This is a genomic window from Butyrivibrio sp. XPD2002, from assembly GCF_000423945.1.
Lineage (GTDB): Bacteria > Bacillota > Clostridia > Lachnospirales > Lachnospiraceae > Butyrivibrio.
Genome location: NZ_AUIY01000012.1, coordinates 45,605 through 70,757 on the forward strand (window position 1 = coordinate 45,605; position 25,153 = coordinate 70,757).

At 42.1% G+C, this 25,153-nt stretch carries 13 protein-coding genes; 12 read left to right on the forward strand and 1 reads right to left on the reverse strand.

The features are described from left to right. Positions 1 to 14: 14 nt before the first annotated feature. The 9 genes from G587_RS21755 to G587_RS24275 all read left to right on the forward strand — a co-directional run bounded on the left by G587_RS21755 (position 15) and on the right by G587_RS24275 (position 14,321). Entirely contained in the window at positions 15 to 2,360 is a 2,346-nt protein-coding gene (locus G587_RS21755; RefSeq protein ID WP_051200868.1) for a glycoside hydrolase family 95 protein, read from the forward strand. Next, positions 2,357 to 4,705, forward strand: a complete 2,349-nt coding sequence (locus tag G587_RS0107320) for a glycoside hydrolase family 31 protein (protein ID WP_026491715.1) — start codon at positions 2,357 to 2,359, stop codon at positions 4,703 to 4,705. Before G587_RS21755 ends, G587_RS0107320 begins: the two co-directional genes overlap by 4 nt. A 49-nt stretch (positions 4,706 to 4,754) precedes the next feature. Further along, on the forward strand, positions 4,755 to 5,810 hold the full coding sequence (locus tag G587_RS0107325; protein ID WP_081679368.1) for a glycosyltransferase family 4 protein: 1,056 nt from the start codon (positions 4,755 to 4,757) through the stop codon (positions 5,808 to 5,810). A 202-nt stretch (positions 5,811 to 6,012) separates the two neighbouring features. Beyond that, complete coding sequence (locus G587_RS0107330) at positions 6,013 to 6,381, forward strand: ACT domain-containing protein (RefSeq protein ID WP_026491717.1); 369 nt, start codon at positions 6,013 to 6,015, stop codon at positions 6,379 to 6,381. 68 nt (positions 6,382 to 6,449) lie between these two features. Next, positions 6,450 to 8,012: a carboxypeptidase M32 gene (locus G587_RS0107335; RefSeq protein ID WP_026491718.1), complete on the forward strand. Its 1,563-nt coding sequence runs from the start codon at positions 6,450 to 6,452 to the stop codon at positions 8,010 to 8,012. Between the two features lie 33 nt (positions 8,013 to 8,045). Further along, complete coding sequence (locus tag G587_RS21760; protein ID WP_051200870.1) at positions 8,046 to 9,566, forward strand: ATP-binding protein; 1,521 nt, start codon at positions 8,046 to 8,048, stop codon at positions 9,564 to 9,566. A 27-nt stretch (positions 9,567 to 9,593) separates the two neighbouring features. After that, the gene (locus tag G587_RS0107345; RefSeq protein WP_026491719.1) at positions 9,594 to 11,408 is read left to right on the forward strand and encodes an ATP-binding response regulator; all 1,815 of its coding nucleotides are present in this window, start codon (positions 9,594 to 9,596) and stop codon (positions 11,406 to 11,408) included. A gap of 10 nt (positions 11,409 to 11,418) precedes the next feature. Beyond that, a complete protein-coding gene (locus tag G587_RS24270; protein ID WP_051200871.1) occupies positions 11,419 to 11,787 on the forward strand; it encodes a response regulator in 369 nt (122 codons plus the stop codon). 47 nt (positions 11,788 to 11,834) lie between these two features. Then, a complete protein-coding gene (locus tag G587_RS24275) occupies positions 11,835 to 14,321 on the forward strand; it encodes an HD domain-containing phosphohydrolase (protein WP_051200872.1) in 2,487 nt (828 codons plus the stop codon). Here G587_RS24275 and G587_RS0107360 read toward each other — a convergent pair. Further along, positions 14,318 to 15,037, reverse strand: a complete 720-nt coding sequence (locus G587_RS0107360; protein WP_026491720.1) for a LytR/AlgR family response regulator transcription factor — start codon at positions 15,035 to 15,037, stop codon at positions 14,318 to 14,320. The genes G587_RS24275 and G587_RS0107360 overlap by 4 nt on opposite strands. Positions 15,038 to 15,365: 328 nt before the next feature. Here G587_RS0107360 and G587_RS0107365 point away from each other — a divergent pair, with 328 nt between their 5' ends. The 3 genes from G587_RS0107365 to G587_RS0107375 all read left to right on the forward strand — a co-directional run bounded on the left by G587_RS0107365 (position 15,366) and on the right by G587_RS0107375 (position 25,094). Continuing rightward, positions 15,366 to 15,911 (forward strand): hypothetical protein, encoded by a 546-nt coding sequence (locus tag G587_RS0107365; RefSeq protein ID WP_196812532.1) that lies wholly within the window; start codon positions 15,366 to 15,368, stop codon positions 15,909 to 15,911. After that, positions 15,908 to 17,548 carry a diguanylate cyclase gene (locus tag G587_RS0107370; protein ID WP_026491722.1) on the forward strand — a complete coding sequence of 547 codons (1,641 nt, stop codon included), beginning with the start codon at positions 15,908 to 15,910 and terminating at the stop codon, positions 17,546 to 17,548. The genes G587_RS0107365 and G587_RS0107370 overlap by 4 nt, the downstream gene beginning before the upstream one ends. A 250-nt stretch (positions 17,549 to 17,798) precedes the next feature. After that, positions 17,799 to 25,094, forward strand: a complete 7,296-nt coding sequence (locus G587_RS0107375) for an InlB B-repeat-containing protein (protein WP_026491723.1) — start codon at positions 17,799 to 17,801, stop codon at positions 25,092 to 25,094. The last annotated feature ends 59 nt before the right edge of the window (positions 25,095 to 25,153 follow it).

The following is a 25,153-nucleotide window of genomic DNA, read 5'->3' on the forward strand; positions in this document are numbered from 1 at the left end:
TGAGGAAAGTTAATATGGAGAAAAACTTAAGTTTATGGTATGAGCAGCCGGCCTCTAAATGGGAGGAGGCGCTTCCTGTGGGAAACGGAAGGCTCGGAGCCATGGTGATGGGCGGCGTTTCAAGGGAAGTAATTTATTTAAATGAAGATAGTATCTGGAGCGGAAAACCAACGGACAGAATAAATAAGGATGCCAGAAAATATCTGGATGAAATACGAAAGCTTATTAGACAGGGAAGAATACCTGAAGCAGAGAAACTATCGCTTTTGGCGCTTTCAGGAACTCCCAATTCCGAGAGGTCTTATGAGACAGCAGGAGAGTTTGTTCTCGAATTTGATGGAGTTACAGATTATAAAAATTACAAAAGAGAACTGGATCTTGAAACGGGCTGCGCCTTAGTTTCATATGAGGCAGACGGAATAAAATATACCAGGGAGTTTATTGCTTCCTTTCCTGATCAGATTATGGCTTATCACCTTAAGGCAGAAGGGGGAAAGCTGAACTTAACAGCCAGACTGGACAGATGTCACAACAGGTTGGATGAAGTGTGGGCAGAGACTGATGAAATCGGTTTTAGGGTGGAGACAGGAACCGGAATTCCTTTTGCTGTAGGAGTAAAGGCAAGGGTGACGGATGGAGAAGTGTTCACTATCGGGGAGCACCTTGTGGTAAAAGATGCCTCGGAGGTACTTCTTCTGATAGATTTCCGGACGGAGTTTTATTGTGGCGATTACGATTATACATGCGGAAATACCAGGGCTTATTTGAAAAATGACTCGTTAAATTCTGAAGATAAGGCGGGTTCAGTAATCAATAATGTTGACTATGCTGCAAAGAAGAGCTGGAGCGACATATTTGCAGATCATGTGAGTGAATTCAGGCGAGGATTTGGTACTCTATCGCTAAGGCTTGGTGATGATATTGTGGATAGGCAGTGTTTGCCTACCGACAAGCGACTTCAGGCTTTAAAAAACGGGGAAAAGGACCCGGATCTTTTTGCACTTTATTTCCAATACGGAAGATATCTTCTTTTTTCATCGAGTCGTGGAAAGTGCCTTCCCGCAAACCTGCAGGGGATATGGAATAACAGCATGACTCCGCCCTGGGATGGCAAGTTTACAATAAATATAAATGCGGAGATGAATTACTGGATTGCGGAGAGCGGGAATCTCTCTGAATGCCATATGCCCTTTTTCTATTTTTTGAAAAGAGTATGCGATAATGGCAAAAAGACTGCCAAAGAAATGTATGGCTGCAGAGGTTCTGTGGCTCATCATAACTCCGATATTTACGCGGATACTGCACCGCAGGACCACTACATTCCTGCAACCTTCTGGGTCATGGGTGAAGCATGGATGGCGACACACATATGGGAGCACTATCTCTATACCGGGGATAGGGAATTTTTGAGGAATTATTTTGAAATCATGTCCGAATGTGTGGATTTCTTTGAGGATTTTCTGATAGAAAATGAGCTGGGTGAGCTTGTTACATCACCCTCTGTCTCTCCTGAAAATGTTTATATCATGGAGGATGGAACAAGGGGATGCCTTTGCGAAGGCGCAACCATGGACATAGAGATTCTGATGGAGCTTCTGAATGGCTACATAGATGCGTGCGAAGTTCTTGGAGTGAATGATAAGGCAGTAGGAAAAGTCCGGAAAATCCTTGAGAGACTTCCTAAAATCAAAATCGGTAAATACGGGCAGATTCAGGAGTGGATGGAAGATTACGATGAGCTTGAACCGGGTCACAGGCATATTTCCCATCTTTACGGAGTGTATCCAGGAAGCTCAATAAGCTATGAAAAAACGCCTGAACTTATGGATGCAGCTAGAGTTACATTGGAGAGAAGACTTGCAAACGGGGGAGGTCACACTGGCTGGTCGAGGGCGTGGATTATCGGACTCTGGGCACATTTCCTTGAAGGCGAAAAGGTATACGAAAATCTTGAAGCCCTGCTTTGCCAGGGAACCTTTGACAATATGATGGATAATCATCCATACGGAGCTGGGGCAGTTTTTCAGATTGACGGCAATCTTGGGGCTTCAGCAGCTATCCTTGAGATGCTGGTGCAATGCAGAGACGGTTATGTAAAGCTTCTTCCGGCACTTCCCAAAGAGTTTTCGGAGGGAAGCATCAGTGGAGTGTGCCTTCGAGGCGGATTTGAGCTTTCTATGGAGTGGAAGGATATGAAGGTGACAAACTGGGAGATAACACGCAGAAAATCAGGAAATGATCATATGACTAATGATGCAGGATCAAAGGATGAAAGGTTTTCAAATACAAGTAATGCCGGTAAAGGTCTGACAGAATTAACGGTTCTGGTTAATGGGGAAGAGCAGGTGCTTAAATTATGATGGATGTAATTCCTGCAAAGGACAGAAGTATTTCAAAGGTATATGAGAAAAATGGGGCTGTTTTCATGGAGTCGGAAACAGGGACTCTCCGGGTGATTCCGCAGAAGGGCGGAATAGTGAGGGTGTCATTTTCCTGTGATGGAGAGTTTTGTGAAAAGCAGGGAGAGGATTTTAAAGATTACTCGGGAAGTATTGAGTATACGCTGGTAGAAGATACAGGAAGCTATGCTAAGAGTAGCGAGTGCCCCAGAATAAAAACTTCTGAGGGAGAAGTGCGCATAGACAAGGCTACAGGAGCCGTAGCTTTTTATAATGCATCAGGTGAGCTCCTCTTGTCTGAAAGAGGTAAGAATCCGAGAGAGCTTGAAGAAATCACACTTTACAGAATAGTAAATGCAGATAATGCACAGATTGAGGAAATCGTAACCGCAGACGGAGTAAAGAAAAAGGTTAAGGCCGCTGACCGCGAGGAATATGGCACAGCGTATAAGACCAGAACCTTTTTTGAATTCGATGATGAGGAAGTTCTGACGGGCTTTGGTCAGGGTGAAAATGGTGAGTGGAACTTAAGAAACAGTACCTACTACGTCCATCAGGGGAACAGGAAAATTGCCATGCCCATGATGGTTTCAAGTAAAAACTATGGACTGCTGTTTAGTACAGAGTCGCTTATCATGTTTTCTGAAAATGCTGGGAAGGCCTTTGTCCAGACTGAGGCAGATTTCTATCTCGATTACTATTTCCTTTTCGGCAAGGATCTTTTTGATGTTGTGAAAAACTACAGGAGACTGACAGGGAAGGCTTCAATGCTTCCTTTGTGGGCTTATGGCTATATCCAGTCCAAGGAGCGTTACAAAAGTCAGGCTGAGATTTTGGAGACTGCTGATGAATTTCGAAAAAGAAATATCGGTGTGGATTGTCTTGTTCTGGACTGGATGAGCTGGGAGGATGGAAAATGGGGACAGAAGAGCTTTGATGCCAAGAGATTCCCTGATCCAAAGGCGATGACTGATGAACTTCATGAAAAAGGAATACATTTCATGATGTCTATCTGGCCGAACATGAGTGAGGGTACAGAGAATAACAGGGAGTTTAAGGAGAGAGGCCTTCTCCTTCCGGGAATGAGTATATATAACGCCTTTTCACAGGAGGCAAGAGATTTATACTGGTCACAGGTTGAAAGAGCACTCTATTCCGAAGGCGTTGATTCCTGGTGGTGCGATTCAAGTGAGCCAATAACTCCGGAGTGGGAACACAGCATTGAACCCGCAGATAGTGATAAATACTTTGAATTCAAGGAAAATGCTGCAGACATAATGCCCCTTGAAAAGGCTAATGCTTTCAGTAAATATCATGCTCGGACAATATGGGACGGGCAGAGAAAATGTACGAATGCTAAGCGCGTTGTGAATCTTACAAGAAGCGGCTGGGCAGGAAGCCAGAAATACGGAACCGTTCTATGGTCCGGGGATATTTCTGCAAGCTGGGAGACATTGGCCGGGCAGGTAAGGGCAGGGCTTCAAGTGGCTGCAAGCGGTGTGCCTTATTGGACACTTGATATTGGTGCATTTTTCGTAAAAAACGGTGTTCAGTGGTACTGGGATGGTGATTATCCTAACGGAATAGATAATGAATATAAAAAGCTGTATGTAAGATGGTTTGAGTATGCAGCATTTCTGCCGGTTTTCAGAGCACATGGGACTGATGTGGAAAGAGAACCCTGGGCATTTGGAGACAGTGGAGATGAGTATTATGAAGCCATCTGCAATACAATAAGAACCAGATACAGACTCATTCCGTATATATATTCAATTGCGGCAGCAGCGCATTTCGAGGATAAGCCGATCATGCGACCACTTATGTTTGATTTTCATGAGGATAAAAAGGCGATATCCATTTCGGATCAGTTCATGTTGGGAGATTGTCTTATGGTATGTCCGCTGGTTAGTGACTGCGATGAGCGGAGAGTTTATCTGCCGGAGGGCTGCGGCTGGTATGATTTTTACACAAACCAGTATTATAAAGGTGGACAGGAAATAGTATATGAATGTAAACTTGACAGGATACCGGTCTTTGTGATGGAAGGCTCGCTCATTCCTGTAAAAGAGCCACTTGGAAGTACAGATTTTATGAAAAATAAGGACATAGAGGTTTTGGTTTATCCTGGAAGAGATGCTATATTTAAACTGTATGAGGATGCAGGTGACGGATATGGCTACGAGCAGGGAGAGTACTGCGTGATAACCCTTGTATGGGAAGACTTTGAGAAGAAGTTTTCTTATTCATCTGAGGGTGATAAGAGCTTTAAACCCGAGATAAAATATACTGTTATAGATGAGGAATGATTCGTTAATGAGTGCACAAACCACTTCAAAGAAAAAACTTAAAGTATGTATGATAGTGCAGGATCCTAACGTTAAAGGGGGGATTGCTGCTGTCACCGGTGGCTACTACAATAGCCGCCTGGAGAAGGATTTTGATATTACATATGTTGAGTCATATTGCGACGGTGGAAAGCTGACTAAGCTGTTTAAAGCACTTAAGGCATATCGTGAATTTCGTCATGTACTTAGGACAAACAGGCCCGATTTAGTGCATGTGCATTCATCCTTTGGACCCAGTTTTTTCAGAAAATATCCCATAATTCAGATGGCATATAATGCCGGAATACCGATTGTAAACCACATACACGGTTCTGCACTTGATGAGCTCTACACCAATGCCCCTGATTGGAAAAAGCGCATGGTCGAAAAGAGCTATGGAGAGTGTTCAAAGCTGATTGTGCTATCCGAGGAGTGGAAAAAGAAGATATCAGCAATTGTACCTGCTGAAAAGATAGAAGTCGTTCCTAATTACAGCGTGATCGTTCCGGAGATGATCTCTGAAAAATCCTTGGAAGAACGTTTTGCAAAAAAACAGATCCTGTATCTGGGACGTTTCGATGAATTGAAGGGTGTCGTTGATATTCCTGCGATTGCGGATATAGTAAAGAGAAAATTTCCTGAGGTAAAATTTGTTCTTGGCGGCACCGGTGAGACAGGCCCCACGGAAAATGAGATAAAAAGGCTGCATCTTGAGGATACAGTTCTTATGCCGGGATGGATTCGAGGTGATGAGAAGCTGAAGCTTTTAAAGGAAAGCTCGATATTCCTTCTTCCATCCCACATGGAAGCAATGCCTATGTCAATTCTTGAAGCAATGGGCTATGCGCTTCCTATTGTGTCGTGCGAGGTGGGAGGAATTCCTCAGGTTGTGTCAAAGGATGTGAACGGGAGACTCTATCGCCCGCAGGATGTCGATGGAATGGCTGACGGAATTATTTCGTATTTTTCAGACAAGGCATCCTGGGAAGAGGCCAGCAGGCAAAGCCTAAGGCTTGCTGATGAAGGCTATAGTTTTGAGACACATCTTAATAAGCTGGAAGAGATATACCATTCGGTATGCTCGTAATCAATATGGATTTAGGGCTGATATAAAACAGGTCTGTTGCAAAGATTATTTTTCTTGTGTGACAGGCTTGTTTTTAATTTCATAGCTTCCGTTGAAAATCCCCGTCACACAGATTTTTACACATAAATTGTGGTAAAATAATAACAAATATGCGACAAAGCATTTATCTTAATTCATACATGTTCTAAAAAGGAGAATTCACATGGAACTTAAGAAAATAAATAAGGATTTCACTGTATGTAAGGTTAAAAATCTTGATCATGTAGATATGAGTAAAGAATTTATTTTTGTAAGTAAGACGGATGAGGAAATATCCCTTGTCTGTGAGACTGTGGATGTTCCTTCAAATACCACGGATAGAAGTGATGGATTTAAAGCCTTTAGGATTGAGGGTAAGCTTGATTTTTCACTTATTGGAATTCTTTCCAAGATATCAACAGCGCTGGCTAAGAACAATATTGGAATTTTTGCGATATCTACCTATAACACGGACTATATCCTTGTGAAAAATGAGGACTTCGAGAAGGCAGAGGCTGTTCTTGATGAGAAGGGCTACAGGATCACGGAATAAGTGGTAAAGGAGAACTACTAACGGTAAGACCAAATAAAAAATATAAACACAGAAGGGAACTATTGATCATGAACTCAGAAACAAAAAAGAACTTAGACTTCGTACAGGCGGTGCTTAAGGAGGCAGAGATGTATGCTCATGCAAGCCGTCTTTTGACATATGACCAGGAGACAATCTGCCCTGAAAAAGGAATGGAGGAGCAGGGAGAGATCACAGCATTTTTGCAGAATCAGGTATTCAAGCTCCAGAAGCAGCCAAAATTTGAAGAAGCAATGCTCTACATCTACGAGCACAGAGATGAGCTTGAGGAGTTTGACAGAGTGTGTGCAGAGCAGCTCTACAGGGATTATGCAAAGACCAGGAACATCACCACAGAGAAGCAACTTGAGTTTTCAAGGATAATGAACAAGGCATTTGTAGACTGGTCAGCAGCAAGAAAAGCTTCAGATTTTTCAATGTTTGCAGATTCTCTTAAAAAGGTAAGAGACGCAAACATCGAGATGATAAAGCTTCGTGACCCCAAGGATATGGAAGATCTAAATGGAAAGAAGAATGCACCTAGTCTTGATCCGGATAACAAATATTATGTGATGGGACAGCTCATAGGTGACTACGAGCGGGGAATCACCATAGAAGAGCTGGACGAGTGCTTTGAGCACTGCAAGGAGAGACTTGTTCCGCTTCTTAAAAAGATCATGAGTAGCAAGAAGAAAATCCGCACAGATTTCATGCACAAAGAGGTTACCGAAGAGCAGCAGAGAAGGATGACGGATTATCTTATCAGTGTGATCGGCTACGACCTTACAAGAGGTGCATATTCCACATCTGAGCATCCCTTCACAGACTGGATGGGTAAGAATGATATCCGTATAACAACTCATTATTATCCGACAGACTTTGCAGCCAGCATGTACTCTATCATTCATGAGGGCGGACACGCTTTATTTGAGATGCTTCAGCCTGAGGAGAATTATGACCACTTCATAGAGGGTGGCAAAACTCTTGGCATGCATGAGTCAGTTTCAAGAATGTATGAGAACAGACTTGGAAGATCAAAGAGCTTTATCAAGCTGATCTATCCCAAGACCTGTGAGATATTCCCCGAGGCAATGGAGGGAGTATCAGAGGAGGAATTCTACGAGGCAATAAACGTAGTTGAGCCTTCACTTATAAGAACGGAGTCAGATGAATTTACATACACCTTCCACATCATAATCAGATATGAGATTGAGAAGGAGATAATAAGCGGAGACATCGATATCGCGGATATCCCGCGCAGATGGAGAGAGAAATATGAGGAATATCTCGGAGTATCTCCCAAGACAGACAGAGAGGGCGTGCTCCAGGATGTTCACTGGGCATCAGGCTTTGGATACTTCCCTACATACTCAATGGGAAATATGTACAATGCCATGTACTATAACCGCATGAAAAATGAGATCGATATCGACAAGGCAGTTGAAAGCGGAGACTTTGCTACCATCAACAACTGGATGAAGGAAAACGTATTTAAGAAGGCAGACAGACTTTCACCTGCAGAGTGGATAAAGGATATCACAGGAAGAGACTTCACAGCGGATGACTTCCTTGACTATCTTGAGGAGAAGTACTCAGGACTATATGAACTTTAATAGATAACAGATAGGGATAAGGCTTTAACTTTTATGAAGATTATTGCACATCGTGTAAAGTTCATACTGTACCTTATATTCATGCTCGTAAGTCTCTTTCTGGGAGGTGTGGCAATAGCCTACAGATGGGAGATTTTGTGGGTTTTATTCTTTACGCTTCTTTTTGCGCTTTTCCTGGTGCTTGCAGGCTATGTGTATATGTCCAGTCAGAGGGACAGTGCCTACGAGGTTCTCAGAAAGCAGAAGGAAAATGATGAAGAGGACGCCAGAAGAAGAATGGCATATTTTGCAAATATGTCTCATGAGATAAGGACACCCATTAACGCCATCCTTGGATACGACGAGCTTATTCTCAGGGAGTACAATGACCCTGCCCTCAGACAGTATGCCTACAATATCAGATCTGCAGGTAATACGCTGCTTTCTCTGATAAATGATTCGCTGGATTACTCAAGAATCGAAGCCGGTAAGATGGAACTTTTCCCGACAGAGTATGACCTTGGTGTGGTGGTAGAGGATATGATGAGCCTCATCCGCCCCAGGGCGCTGGCGAAGGGGCTTGACCTTAAGGGATATGTGAATGAAAACATCCCCCGCAGGCTTTATGGTGATGCGGACAGATTGAAGCAGTGTATCGCGAATATACTCACAAATGCTGTGAAGTATACAGAGGACGGAGAGATAGATTTCTCAGTTGATTATGAAAGTATTCAGCCCAAGGAGGGAGCTGATGAGCAGGAGATACTTCTTAAGGTTGCTGTCAGAGATACAGGTATCGGTATTAAAAAAGAGGATCTTCAGAGACTTTACAGACCCTTTGAGAGAATTGAGGAAGAGAAGATAAAGTCCATTGAAGGAAGCGGACTTGGAATATCGATCGTAAGGCAGATTTTATCCCTTATGGGGTCGGAGCTTAAGGTTGAAAGTATCTACGGAGAGGGAAGTAATTTCCATTTTGCAATTAAGCAAAAGGTGGTGGGCTATGAACCCATCGGAGATTTTGAGCGGAGCTATGCCAGAAGTGTAATGGATAAATCACACTTCAAGATTGGATTTACAGCTACAGATGCAAGGGTTCTTATAGTTGATGATGCAGAGCTTAACCTTGCAGTTATGGAAGGCCTTCTTAATGGAACGGGAATTCAGGTTGATTCCGCTCTTTCCGCACAGACAGGTCTTGAGTGTGCAAAAGCAAATAAGTATGACATGATTTTTATAGACCTTATGATGCCAGGAATGAATGGTCAGCAGATGACCTCCCTTCTTCGCAGCACTAAGGGAATAAATAAGGAAACACCTTGTGTTGCACTGACAGCCGGTGCCCGCCAGGAGGTTAGAAGCGAATATAAAAAGCAGGGATTTACAGATTATCTGTTAAAACCGATTGTATTTAAGGAACTGGAATCTATCCTTATCAGGTATATTCCTGATGAGAAGATAAAAAGAAAAAAGAGCAGTATAAACAGTAAAAATAAGGCAGCAATCCCTGTTCTTGCAACTGATGAGAAGCTTCAGGAAGCATATAAGATTCTGGCGCAGAGGGAGCCTAAATAATCTGTTGATTATAGAGGTAAGAGAAAATTGATTCTTAAATTCAACATTTTTCTGGAACTGGCGGTGATACCGCTGGACTTCATATTGTGTGTGTTCTTCCTTATGCGCTATAAGGATGACACCAGAGTAAACAGGGAGTTCAAGCTCCTTTCTTTGCTTGTGCTTTTTGGAACAGTTCTTGATGTGGTAAACGCGGTATCTATCAGTCTTGGAAGTGCGGTTCCGCTGATTCCGAGATATGCCCTAAATACGCTTAATTATGTGTCCGCTACCCTTGGTGCTTATCAGTTTGTGCGCTATGTTATTTCCTACGTCGGAGAGCAGTATAGCAGGACAACGGGAGCGTTTATCAACAGGGTTCTTCTGGGAATATATTTCCTTATCATTTTACAAAATATCTTTTTCGGAACTGTCTTTTCATATCTTCCTGAGGGAAATCTTGTGATAGGACCCTTGTACATGCTGGTTGTCTATGCCTATCCACTGTACTACATCATGTGCGGCGGAGTTTTTATCCTAAGTCACAGCGAAAGCTATGCCAGAAAAATGAAATATGCCCTGGCTGCAACATTTGCTTTCGTGGTACTTCTCTATGGCGTTCAGATGTTTTTCTATCAGAATCTTCTTGTAACATTCTTTGTGGCATCACTTGCGTTGCTTGTTATGTTCCTTACACTGGAAACACCGGACTATGCTAAGCTCCGAAGGACCTTGGAGGAGCTGTCTGTGTCCAAAAGAGAGCTTGAGGCATCAAGTATAAGGGCGACAGAGGCAAGCCATGCTAAGTCAAGATTTCTTGCGCAGATGTCCAATGATATCAGAACTCCTGTAAATGCCATAATGGGTTATTCCAATCTGATTCTGGCAGATACAGAGGAGGAGGCTACAAAGGAATACACAAGGCGTGTGAAAATTTCCGCAAAGCGCCTTCTGACTTTCTTTGAGAACGTTCTTAATTATATTTCAGAGGAGACTGATGAAAACGGTCCAAGACGCCTGCCTTCTATGGCGGAGCTTATTGAGCGTACCGATGAAAATGAATTCATTGATGGTGATGCTACAACTAACAGGACAGAAATCAGCGGTGCTTCAGAGATGAGGATTCTCGTGGTGGATGATACTGCCATGAATATGGATATTATGGTGAGAATGCTGACACCTATGGGATTTACCGTCGATACAGCAGCAAACGGGCAGCAGGCGGTCATCCAGGTCAGAAAGTTCAGATATGACCTCATTTTCATGGATCATCTGATGCCTGTCATGGACGGCGTGGAAGCGCTTAAGCACTTAAGGGAAGAGCATCTTTGTGATAATACTCCTGTAATTATGCTGACTGCCAACGCTATTGCCGGGCAGGATGAGGAGTATTTAAGTAAGGGCTTTGCAGCGTATCTTACAAAGCCATTTACAGAGGACATGGTGCTGGATATCCTGAAGCAGTTTTTATCAGGAAAAGGCGAGATACTAAGCGGCGAGATGGACCTTTCAGTATGGGAGAATTTTCAGGAGAAGCTGCCCATGGTCAGAGTCGCAAAGCCAAGAGAATACTTGCTGCATGATATAAAGCTTTATAAAAAGCTCCTGGAAGTTTATTCGAAGGAGGATAAGAGTTCGGAGCTTTCAGCTGCCATAAGACAGGGGAACTATGATGAGAGTCTTGCCCTGATAAGATCCGAGCATGATAAGGCTCAGCTCATTGGAGCAGAGAATCTTGTGAAAATGACAGAGAAGCTTGAAGCACTTTGCAGGAAAAAGGAGTTTGAGCTTCTCCGCGAGAGAATAGGAGCTTTTGTATCAGAGAGAAACGAGCTGGCTAGTGCAATAAGTGAGAGACTGTAGGTGAATCGAATTGAGTAAACAGATTTTAGTTATTGATGATTCCGAAACTGAGAGACTATTTATCTCAGAGCTTGCAAGAAAAATAGAGGATGTAAGCTGCGATGTCGCGGCGAATTTTTCAGAGGCTAAGGACAGGCTTTCAGAGAAAAGCTATGACCTTGTTCTTGTTGATGCCTATATGCCTGAAGGAACGGGAGATAGTCTGTGGAACGAAATCCTGGAGCGGAATCCGGATGAAGATACCAGGCCTCACGCTGTAATTATGGGGCGAGAATCAGACTTTGAGGATGGATATCTTCTGAAAAACGGATTTGCCAATTTTATTGAAAAGCCTGTCGGGTTCAATATGCTAAAGGCTGCTATTTCATTGTATGCATAGCAGCATCTTGCCAGACAGGATGGTAGCGAAACACGAGGGGGAAAAGAATGTTTCTTCATAATCTTTCATTCGGTTTGTCTGCGGTTTTGTATGACTTACTGATATGTATGTTTCTTACAATAACATATACAGATTCTTCCCAGACCACGAAGGCCTTTAGAAAATTTGCCTATTGTCTTATGGCTGCCACGGCTATAGATACGATGACTGCAGCTGCAGAGATGTATTCAACAATGGTTCCTGTTGCGGGACATTACGTTATGCATTCAGTGAATATCCTGTCCGCAACAGTAGCTGCTAATTCCTACGCTGAGTATATCGTAGCATGCGCAAAGGTTGATATAAAGGATACACTTTTGTACAAGATCAATCTGGCTGTCATTATTATCCAGTGTTTTATGATGGTGCAGAATGCTTATACTGGAAATGTTTTTGTCTGCATGGAGGATGGAACCTATGTTACAGGCATGATGTTCCTTGCGTGCTCGCTTCTTCTTCCCTGCTATTATATTCTTCTGGCTACCGGCTTTGTGGTGGTAAACAGGAAGAACTATACACTGCTGCAGTTATTTAGCATTGCTGTGGCGACTATCATGGTAATAGCTATCTACATGCTTCAGATGCTGTGGCTTAAGAATGTTGTACTTATATTCTTTGCTGCATCTGTAGCACTTCTTATTTTGTTATTCACACTGGAGACTCCAGATTATCACAGACTTGAGAAGACGATCGGTAAGCTTGAGATTGCGGAGAAAAAGGCCTACGAAGCAAGAAAAAAGGCAGAGAAGGCAAACGAAGCAAAAAGTGAATTTCTGTCTCAGATGTCCCATGAGATAAGAACTCCCATCAATTCGATTTTGGGATTTGATAACCTTATTCTGGAAAACACAAAGGAAGCCAGAGTAGCTGAGTATGCTTCGAAGATAAAAGGAGCAGGAGAAACTCTGCTGGCATTTTTCAATAATCTTCTCAATCTTATTGCGCAGAATCCGGGAGAGGATGTGGATGTCAGTCAGATGTTTGACTATTCCGCACTTCTTAATACGGATATCGATGAAACCATCGTTCCGATAATGCCTAAGGCGCAGGTACTTGTGGTGGATGATAATTCAATGAATGTGGACCTTCTTCTGAAGATTCTGAATAAAACAGAGGCCCAGATCGATACGGCCGTGGATGGACAGAAGGCTCTGATGAAGCTTAGGAAAAAGACCTACGACCTTGTGGTTATGGATCACATGATGCCCATAATGGACGGCGTTGAGACTCTTAGCATCATGCGCGTTGAGCGTCTTAGTAAGGATGCTCCTGTTATCATGCTCACGGCAGGTGGACTTAGAGGAGATGAAGAGAGATTTAAGGAGCTCGGTTTTGATGCATATCTGACAAAGCCTGTAGTTGCAGATAAGCTGTACAGTCTTCTTATTGATCTGATGCCCTCTAATCTTATAGAGCAGAGAGCTTCTCTGGAACATCTTTTTTACATGGAAAAGAGCAGGAACGCAGAGGAAGAAAAAGAAGCTCCTGCGAATAAGATACCGGCCAGTCTGGAGTCTGCAAATGTGAATATAGCAGATATTTTCCCGGAGCTTAATGTAGAAAATGGTCTGGGCTTCTGCATGGGAGATGAGGAGTTTTACATCTCTCAGATTGAGATGTTTGCAGAGAGCGGAAAAGGCGCTGAACTTACGAAATTTCTGGCTAATGAGGATTTTGATGCATATCTTATTTCTGTTCATTCTTTGAAGAGCACAGCTAAGACGATAGGCGCGGATAAGCTTTCAGAGGAAGCGCTTCTTCTTGAGAATGCCATAAAGGAAGGTAAGCTTGAGGTAGTAAGGGAGGGACATCCTGCCCTCAACGAGCATTTTAATAAGCTAAGCGAAGAACTTCTGAAGGGAGTAAAAAGATATAGTGATGGCGGAGCTGCTCAGGACGGCGCATCGCATGAATATCAGGGAGAGCTGGCTGCAGCAGGGCTTTCTGCACAGATTCTCCTTGCGCTTGCCAATACTGTTGATTCCAGGGATGTAAATAACCCCGGAAGATCCATGCGAGTAGCCAGATATTCTTCTGAGATAGCAAGAAGACTTGGGAAAAGTGAAAATGAGCAGCAAAGCATTTATTATATGGGACTTGTACATGATATAGGTAAGCTTGTTATTCCTGAGAAAATTCTTAGAAAGCCTGACAGCCTGACAGATGACGAGGCTGAGATTGTAAGGCAGCATCCCATAATCGGTTATGAGATTCTGAGAAACATATCCGAGATGCCAGGGCTTGCTACCGGTGCCAGATGGCACCATGAGCGCTATGACGGAACAGGATATCCTGACGGACTTGCCGGGGAAGAAATTCCGATTGAGGCCAGGATCATAGGTATTGCGGACGCTTATGATGCCATGACTTCTGAGAGACCTTATGCGTCTGTTATGCCACCCTTGAGCATAAAACAAGAGCTGGAGAAAAACCGCTCAAAGCAGTTCGACCCGGCTCTTGTAGATATTCTTATTGCAATGATTGACGAAGCTTAAAAATCCTTCATGGCGTATTCGGCAAGCATTCTGTTTGCTTCTCTGACGCTCTCTCTTCTGATGTGGACAGTATCACCGTCCTTCATCTGGAAGATCTGAAGATCCTTGTCCATGCATTTTACATGGGCCAGATTTACCAGATAACTCTGGTGGCATCTCATAAAAGAGTCATCAGGGGTCTGGGCTTCGATGTCATCCAGTTTTCCTGTTAGCTGAAGTGTGGCTCCGTTAGCCATGTGAATATACAAAGTGTGAGCACTCTGCTCGACATAGCATATCTTTTCATAAGAAAAGGTCATGTCCTTGCCGCCTATTCTGACGGAAACTCCACCCTGTGCGCCCTTCATCTGAGCTGCGAGCTGTAAGACTTCGCCTACTTCAACTGGATCAAAGGGCTTCATCAGATATCGGATAACTCTGTTTTTGTACCCCTCCATGGCGTGATCCTGACTGGAGGTCGCAAAAACAATAGGCACAGATGCGTCGATGCTTCGTATCTTGGAGGTCGCATCTATACCGCCCATACCGGGCATGAGAATATCCATAAATATGAGATCATAGATACCGGGGCGGAAAGAACTAAGGAATTCTTCGCCGGATGAAAAAAGATTGATTTCTGTTCCGGGACGACTCTTGTCAATGATAAACTGAAGCTGACGTCTTTGAGTCATCTCGTCGTCACATATAGCGACTTTAATTGTGTCTGAACTAGCCATTGCTTCACCCCTCACGAAAAACAAAGCTTCATTTAATTAAGCTAAATATATAATATCATAAAAATATAGAATTTTGATAGTTTTTAACATAAATATTACGTTTGTCAAGTACGAAATATGAATAAAATAGTTCAAAATCCGTAAACATTCTAAAGGTTCGAGCCGATATAATATATATGTAACTTTATGTTCGGAAGTCCGTAAATTATTATTTTTGGACGGAAGGTGATGGGGAGATATGAAACTATACAGTTTGGGCTACAGAGTAATCACATGCCTGTGCACTTTTTTTGCCATGCTTGTGATTGTTCTGTCCCCTTGCTGCGGTATGAAAACAGAGGCACAATTGACATACCGCAACAGGGTGATTTTTACAGCGCCGAGTGCTGAGAAGATATTTGATGGCACTCCGCTAACTGAACAGATCGATGTGACAGCACAGGGATTGCCAGAGGGCTTTACCTATAAAGCTGTTGCGGAAGGAAGCGTGACTTATCCGGAGGATAATTCCGAGAATAATAATATTGTGACTGACTATGCCATTTTTGATCCCAGTGGATTAAACGTGACAGAGAAGTTTGTTAATGTTGAGCTCAGACCGGGCACACTTAAAATTAGTGAGAAGGAAGAGGTTTTGGGCGCTAAGCGAGGTAAAGACGGCAAAGAGATAGTCGAACAAGTAGTCATCGAAGAAAAAGATGAATCCAATGTTGGAAAAACAGTACAAATTGATGATGAAAAAACGGCAAAATCTGATAAAATAAAAAAGAATGATACTTCAGTAGAACTTATCCTTTACAGTGTTTTAGTATTTATTATGCTTGCTGTTTTTGTTATATTCATGATGGATAGCAACAAAATGAGGGAAAAATGAAATCTATTCAGGAAAAAATAACCTTGCTAACGACAATAGCCATTCTCATTGTTGCTGGTATTGTTGGAGGGACATCAATATTCACGCTTAGTCAGGCGGGCGATTTTTATTCTGCACAGATACTTAATCTAACCTGCCAGACAGAAGCTAATGCGATTGACAGAAGCCTTCTTGATACGGAGGAGGCTGTTAATATTCTTGCTGACTATGCGGTCGAGCGTCTTTTTTCTGTTGAGAAGCTTGCAAATGATGATGCATACAGAGATAGCTATACGGTGCAGCTTACCAATCTTTTTGCAAATATAGCAGAGAATGTTCCGGGAACAGTTTCATATTATGTTCGTTATAATCCGGAGATAATGCCGGGAGACAGTGGCCTTTTCTATAGAAGAGATGACCTTGAAGCTGACTTTTATTATGAACAGCCGGCAGACATCAGTGCCTATGAGTCTGATGATATGGAGCATGTGGGCTGGTGGTATGTGCCTGTTCATAATGGAGAGCCGACCTGGATGGATCCTTATTACAATGCGCTTGTAGATAAGAAACTTATATCCTACATTGTTCCTTTATATGAAAATGGTGTGCTTTTTGGTATCGCAGGAATGGATATAGACTTTCGCGATATGGAGAACCGCGTGGAAGCAATAAAATGCTATGATACAGGATACGCCTGCCTTGCTAACGAAGAGGGTGCTGTATTTTATAATCCGAATTTTGATGCCGGAGTTACCATGGATGAGATGGATATGACCGGTATTTTATCATTCGAGAGTGAAAGTAATGGTGTAGAGCCTTTGTCCTATACTCTCAGCGGACTTCATAAGATGCTGGCCTACAAAACCTTGTCTAATGACATGAGACTTGTCATAACAGCACCTACCAGCGAGATTATGTACATGAGTAACAGGCTCATGAAAAGAATCATAGTTTCTACTATTATAGTACTTCTTATGTTCTTCTTCCTTACTATACTGGTAAGTCGAAGAATTACGGATCCGCTAAAGAGACTTGCTCATGTTGCAAGAGAGATCAATGACGGTAAGTTGGAAGTCACTTTTCCTAAGGAAACCAAGGATGAGGTCGGAGATCTGACCCATGCAATGGAAAAGATGGTACATCATCTCAAACACCACATTGATGATCTAAATTCACTGGCATATCATGATTCTCTCACGGGAGTGAAGAATAAGACGGCTTATGATGATGCTGCGTCAAAGCTTGATATGCAGGAAGGCGAGAAGGAATACGGCATAGTAGTATTCGATGCCAACAATCTTAAAAAGATCAATGATACATACGGACATGAGCGCGGCAATATATATCTTCAAAATGCATGCCGCCTCACCTGTAGAATATTTAAGGGGAGTCCGGTATTCAGAATCGGTGGAGATGAATTTGTAGTAATCCTTCAGGGTGATGACTACGACAATTGTTATAAGCTTCTAAGAGATTTCGATGTAGAAGCTGAACGGCATAATCTCGAAACAGAGAATGAGTGGGAAAAGATCAACATCGCAAAGGGAATGGTGAAGTACGATCCCGAAACTGATTCGAATGTTGAGTCTGTTTTCAAACGGGCAGATGCAAGAATGTATGTTGCCAAGCAGAAAATGAAGCTGGCCGAGATGGGATAATAACATATTGGAAAAGCTTTTGATGATACTGAGGACTGTGGAGAAATCCATGGTCCTTTTTATATGTAATAAATGTTTGAACGGCCATCAGACAATCACATATAAAAAGCATAAAACAAAAAGTTTGTCAAGTACGAAATATGAAGGGATTTGTTCAAATTCCGTAGATTAACACAATGTCTTCTTTTGTATAATGTAAGGTATAAACTTGTAGTTACTATTTATATTTCATGAAGGGGGAAAATCATATATGCGCATGAACATCGCAAGAAAACTTGCTATGCTTCTGGCACTTGTGGTACTTGTAACGACCTGTGGGTCAGATTACAACAGTATCTCAGTTCGTGCTACCTCAGAAGAAGCAATCATCGATTCAGAGAAGCAAGTTAATTCCACAGAAGATAATGATTATAGCTCACTCTTCACCGAGGACATTGGTGATGAGAAGCCCGCAGAGACAGAAGATGTTTCTGAGGAACCGGCTGTAGAAGAAACTGCGCCGGAAGAATATGTTGAACCAGAAGCTCCTGCAGAGGAGCCTCAGGAAGTGGTTCAGGAGGAGACTACAGAGGAAACTCCTGCAGAAGAAGCAGCTCCCGCTGAAGAAAATGCAGATGCTCCCGCTGAAGAAAATGCAGATGCTCCCGCTGAGGAAGCAGCTCCGGCAGAAGAAGCTCCGGCACAGGAGACTCCCGAAGAAGTTCCTGCAGAGACACCTGCAGAAACAGTTGAAACTCCTGCAGAGGTTAGAAACGTAACTGTTACTTATACAGCTACTAAGGGCGGTAAGGTTTCAAGAGATTCTGAAACCATCGATCTCAACGTTGAAGGTGCAGCATTTGAGGGTGCTACAGCTACAGCAAGAAGCGATAAGTATGAGTTCGTAAACTGGACAGATGCTGAAGGAAACGAAGTATCATCTGAGGCTACTTTCGTTCCTGCAAATATCGAAGCAGATGCAACATTCACAGCTAACTTTAAAGCTGCTGAGAATATTGCTGATGATATGCCTGCGCTTTCAGTAACTGATGTACACGCAGGTGGTTTGATCGTGTCTATAAGTGCTGAAGAGGGTGTATTCCCTAAGGATACAGAAGTATCCATTACAGGCATTTCAGATGATCAGGCTATCGCTACTGCACAGGGCAAGCTGGGCGAAGATGTAAAGGCAGCTAAGGGTGTTGATATTACCTTTAATTATGAAGGGAAGGAAATTCAGCCTGCTGATGACAGATATGTTCATGTAAGTCTTGTACTTGATGAAGCTATCGATGCGGAGGACGTTAAAGTACTCCATGATCATGAAGGCGAAGTAGACACAATTGATGCTACTTTAAAAGAAAATGCAGATGGTGATGTAGAGAGCGCAGAGTTTAATTCTAATGAATTCTCTATTTATATTGTTGCGGGTACAGATAAAGAGAAACGTCTCCGTGTTCAGTTCTATAACGGCACAAATAAGATAGCAGAAATGCTGGTTAAGCAGACAGACACTGAGAATGATAACACTTACAAGACGGTTCTGTATGATCCCGGTATAGGAACAATTAACGATGATGTAACCTTTAGAGGATGGACACTTGATAAGGAATATAAGAGCGATTCAGTTTCATACTCTATTGACGAAGTAAGAGAGTATGTTGAGGGAATACTTCCACCTGCTAAGGATGCAGATGAAGCGGATGCAGAACCTGTTACTTTCTATGCAATGTTCTTAAAACAGTACAGGGTGAACTATGTTGATACTCATGGAGTATCTCTTGGTGAGCATTTTGTTAATATAACAGAAAATGCTACAGGAGCTGACCTTGAACAGGAATATACTGTTAATATGGGCTACACTCCTGAAGATAACCATCATGATTTTCAGGGATGGTTTGTCATTGCTGGCCAGGACAACATTGTTACCATGAATGGTGCACCTTACGTTTATGATAAGGATACTGCCCTTGCTAATGAAACTGAACTGGTTATAAAAGGTGATGTAACCTTCTCCGTAAATGCCAGAGCCGGTAACTGGCTTGTTTTTGAGCAGAACGGAAAAGGTGCTACGTATGTTGCACCTCAGTTTATCTATGAATATGATGCTGATGAATCAAAAACACTAACAAAGGATCCTGAAAGTGACCTTGGCATCGTAATGCAGAGAAAGGGCTACACTTTTAAGGGATGGTTTGAGGCTGAGAGAATAGAAGAATACGAGTCAGATGGACAGACTCTGGAGAGGGTAATCCTGAAAGATACTCCATTTGAATTTAGACATACTCTGACTGATAACGTAACAGTTTATGCTAAATGGGAAGCTGATGCTACTGCTCCTTATACTATTATGGTATATAAAGAGGATAATGGCAAAAAGGAATTCGTAACATCATTTGTTGGAACAGGTGAGGTTGGAAAGTCCATAAAGGATACTGCTATAACAGAAGAATCACTTAATGATCTGAGACTTGCAAAATTAGGAACAGATATCGATATAGCAGCTGGTAAGACAAGAACAATCGGTAGTAAACAGCATGTAGTAAATGGTGAAGTATCAGATGCGTTTACCGGATTTACCTATGTTGAATCAAAAACCGAGGACGGAGAAATTACTGCTGAGGGTGATGGTGTTGCAAAAATAGTTTTTGTACCCATGCATTATAACTTCAGATTGTATGTATCCAAACAAGTTGGTGATGTATTAAAAGGTTCCAAAACCGGTCTGAAAATAGATGGAGATGATGATTTCCGTGGTGACTGGGCACAAAAGCTTAATAAACAGACTACGATTGATGGAGCAGAGCCTGCTCAGGATGGTGATTATTATTACTTTACGATAAGTGCTGATTATGGTCATCCTATTTCATGGCCTACATATGCAAGTATTTCAAGTAGCCCTGGTTTCGTTAGCTGGATACTTATGAGATATGCCAAGGCTTATACCGGTAAGGACAAAGGTCAGAATACAATTAAGGGCGATATCGGAATAATGGATGAGCAGATCCTCGGAGATTTGTCCCATGCAGATGGTAACTATGCTACCGCAAGATATCAGGATAACGTTTATAACTGGAAGTACCATATTTTTAAGCAGGATTCCATAACCGGTCTGTATGAAGAAGATGTGGATGCTCTGGTAATATCAAAATCAGCGCAGAATGGTAAAGATTCTCAGCACAACCCGCCTGTTGAAGGATATGTGCTTGACCATGAGGAGTTTTTAGGTTCTACACAGGTAGAGGAAGATGGCAAAACTGTTGTATATTATGAGATAAATTACTACTACAACCCTTTGGAATACACGATCAGCTTCATGGATGGTAACTATGTAAATAGTGATAATGTTAGCGTACAGAACAGAAGCGGTCATCCTTTAAAAACTGTTGAGAAAGTAAAATATAAATCTCAATTGAAGGATTATTATTATGAGCCTACACTTCCTGATGGACAGGAGGGATATTTATTTGAAGGCTGGTATTCTGATGAGGGATGTACTCATCCTTATAATTTTAACGCTGAAACCTCAATAATGCCTATGGGTGGAGTTACAGTATATGCAAAATGGAGAAGGATTGAATATCGTGTATTCCTTCATCCTAATGCAGGAACTGCGGCTGACTCACCGGATTTATCCTGGGGTAGTGATAATCAGGCAATGTGTTTCAAGGTACCTTATGGTCAAAAGATAAGTGCTCCTACAGGAACAGGCAGACCTGGATTCGAATTTGTTGGATGGTTTAGAGATCCTGGCTGCACACAGCCATTTAATGCTTCAGCCTATGCACTCCATGACTCCAATACAGTAGAATATGATAAAACAGAATTCACCGATGAAATGGATAAGTGGGGCAACGGTGCTACTTTTAACAAGGATGCTCAGGAAAACCGTTGGTGGGTTACCAGAAAGCTTGATATTTACGCAAAGTGGAGACATGTTGTAGACGGTGCTCCTGGAATCAATGTAGTATACAGCTCAATTGATCCTGACATCGATGGAAAAGGTCATTCCGGTGGCGAAAGCATTACTCCTCCGGTTGATAGGAAATTATATGTAGATGCTGCTGATGCATATGCTATGCCTGCATCCAAGGCTCCTGAGGGATATGAGTTTGGATATTGGGTAATGCAGAAGTGGAATGATACAAAAAAGGAATATGAGGATGTTACGGTAGATGGAAAAATTACGCCCATCAATCCGGGTACTACATATCAGATTCTTGTAACTAATGCCAGAAAGGAGGAGGATGGCGTAGAAGAGGTTCCTGATGGAAATGGAGGAACTACAACCAAACAGAAATATAAATATACCATTCAGCTTCGTGCAGAGTATGTAAAACCCGATGAAGCAACACCTACATACATTCCCTGGTATGAGAATGATGGAACTGAGGCATTCCAGGTAGATGTAGTTGAAGATGGCAAGAACAAGCTTGGCATAAATGAGGCAGTTAATATTCAGCCAAGACCCCAAAATGCAGTTGGTAAGGATGATTATGACTTCCTTGGATGGGCTAAAGTAAAGATGGGTGAAAGCGAAGCAGAGGCAAAAGCTTTCATGGAAGGAAGCGCAAACTGGACACAGAATCTTACAGCTGCTGATTTCCTATATTACAATGAGGCTGATAACAAGTTCTATGCTGATGCCGGATTTTCAAGCGAAGCAAAACTGGTTGCAGCTGACGAAGCTATGCCTTATCAGGCACTGTTTGCTGTTTGGAAGAAGAAGACTACACAGTATATTATCAACTACTACAAGGATAAGGTTACAAGTGATAACCTGGTAGGTACCAGTGATCCGGTTACAAATATCGAAGTTGGTACAGAAATCACCCTGACAGATAAGGATGTCTTAAATAAATTTAAGACAGATGAAGCACTTGGTGAAAGTGCAACTTACTTCGAGGATGGTGTTCAGCAGGAACCTGTGCCTTATATCCTTAAAGTAGAAAAAGATGATTACAAGAATATTATCGATGTTCTCTATGTTCGTAAGAGTACATCCTACACAATTGAGTATTACAAGGGTAAGAATTTAAGCACTGCAACACATCTTGGTGATGTAGTAAGTGATGGTAATGCCGGTACTACTATTGAAGAGCGCGACATTGATCTGGATGCCAAGAAACCTGCAAATGGTTACAAGTCAGGTGAATGGAAAGAACCTAAAATTGATGGAGCTAATATACTTGTTTTAGATGTCGATGCAAGTAATAATGTCATAAAGGTTCTTTACACACCTATCAAGGTAAAGGTAAAAATCGAAGGTAAGCAGGCAATAACCCAGTATAATGGTTTGGAGCAGTCTACTGACGATATAGAGGTAGATGGTTTCACAAAGGGATACAGGGTTGTATCTATTGAAGCCGAAACGGGTTATACGCACAGTATTACTGAAAACCAGATTGGTCTTGCAGAAGGTGCTAAAGCTGAAGCTCATGGAACAGAGGTTAATGATAGTAATAACACGGAATATCCTGAGCATTATCCGATGGGACTTCATGGAACACCTGGTGAGAGTGATACATTCACATGCAGCTTTGTATGTAACAATACGGATTATGAGGATGTAGAGTTCGAGCTGGTTGAAGATGGCTATCTTAAGATCACACCTGTTGAAGATGAAATAATTGTCACAATTCAGGGTAAACAGGTTGAGACAATGTATACAGGTGAAGAACAGAATACAAACATGTTCCCGATGGAAGGCTTCGATGAAGGTAAGGGATACAGAGTTGTTTCTATTAAGTATGCAGATGGTAGTAATGTAGTAGGAGCTTCTGCAGATGATGTAGCTCTTGTAACTGATGGAACAGACGTAGCAAAAGGTACAGAAGCAAATACACCGGATAATACAGAATATCCTGAGCACTATCCGATGGGACTTCATGGAACACCTGCTGAGACAGATACCTTTGATTGTAGCTTCACCTGGACAAATTACAGATTTACAAATGTAAGCTATGTTGTTGAAGATGGTTGGCTTAAGATTAATCCTTCTGACGAGCTGATTGTTGTAACTATTACAGGTAATAATGACAGCGTTTATTACAATGGTAAAGATCAGTCAGTAAAGGGCTATACAGTAGATTCCATTACAAAGGATGGCGAAGCATTCACTAAGATAACTGCTGACGACATTGCTCTTGTTACAGAAGATACTGATGTGGCTACAGGAAAAGATGTTAAACGTAATGCTACAACTAAGGCTATCGAGAGTTACATGATGAACCTTCATGGAACCCCTGGTGAGGCAGATACCTTTGAATGTAGCTTCAAGTGCACAAACTCTGGTTATAAAAATGTTACTTTTGTTGTCCATGATGGATATATCACTATCAATCCTCTTGAGTTAAAGGTTGAGGTTATTGGTAACAGAGGTGAAGAATTCTATGATGGAAGTGAAAAGCAGGTAACAGGTTATACGCTTAATGTTTTATCCGGAGCTAGTAACGAGGGTGCAGTGAGCGATGGTTCTGCAATGCCTGATGCAAAGGACTTCTTTGATGAGAAGAAAGTTGTATTTACAGGTGAAGATGTGGCAAAGGGAATATATCCTGATACATATCCTATGAACCTTGCGGTAGATCAGTTCAGCTACGACGATCCTAACATCGATGTGACCTTTGAGGTTATTGATGGACAGCTTGTGATCAAGGATTTGCCAGAAGGCAATAAGCTTCATGTCATCGCTCGTACTCCTGATAAGATAGAGATGTACAGTGGTAAGACATGGGTAGGATCAGACTTTGATTACTCAGTTGAAGGAAAAGCTGCTACGACTAATCCTTTAGCTAGGGCACTTAAGTTATTGGGAAGCTTTATTGGAATCGATGCTCATGCGGCAGATGGTGGCAAGAAAATTACAATTAACAATCTGAACTACTATGTATCCGGACTTAGAGTTGAAGTAAAGGCAAGATCTGTTGGTAAATATGTTCTTGATATTGTCAATGAAAACTTTAAGGTAGTTGATGAAAGCGGTAAAGATGTAACTAATCAGTTTGACGATCCTGAAATTATTGTTGGAACGCTTACTATTACACCTAAGCCAATTGAAATTACATCAGCATCAGCAGAGAAGAAATATGACGGAAAGCCGCTTACAAAGCATTCTGCAAAAGAAAATACTGAATGGGGAATCGGTGATGAAGTTAAATATAAATTCACCGGAAGCCAGACTGAAGTAGGAAAGAGCAAGAATAAGTTTAAGGCAAAGCCTGCAAATGACCTGACAGATTTTAACAATTATATAATTACATATAATTATGGAACTCTTAAGGTTACAAATAATACAAACTCAAATAACAATAATGATAACAACCAGGATAATGGTGGAACACCTTCAAATGATGGTGGTAATGTACTTGGCGCAAAACGACCTGCTGATGGCCCTGCAGTTCTTGGAGCAAGGAGAGATGGTGAGCAGCCTGCAGTCCTTGGCGCTAGACGCGGAGGAACAGATGACGGCACTGATACATCAAGAGTGATCGTTCTTCTTATCGCAGCCGGAGCAGTTGCAACACTACTTGCAACAGGCAAAAAGCGCAGAAGTCATGAAGAATAAAAGAACTTCATAAGCATTAAAACTTTTAGGAGCCCTGTCGGAAACGGCAGGGCTTCTTA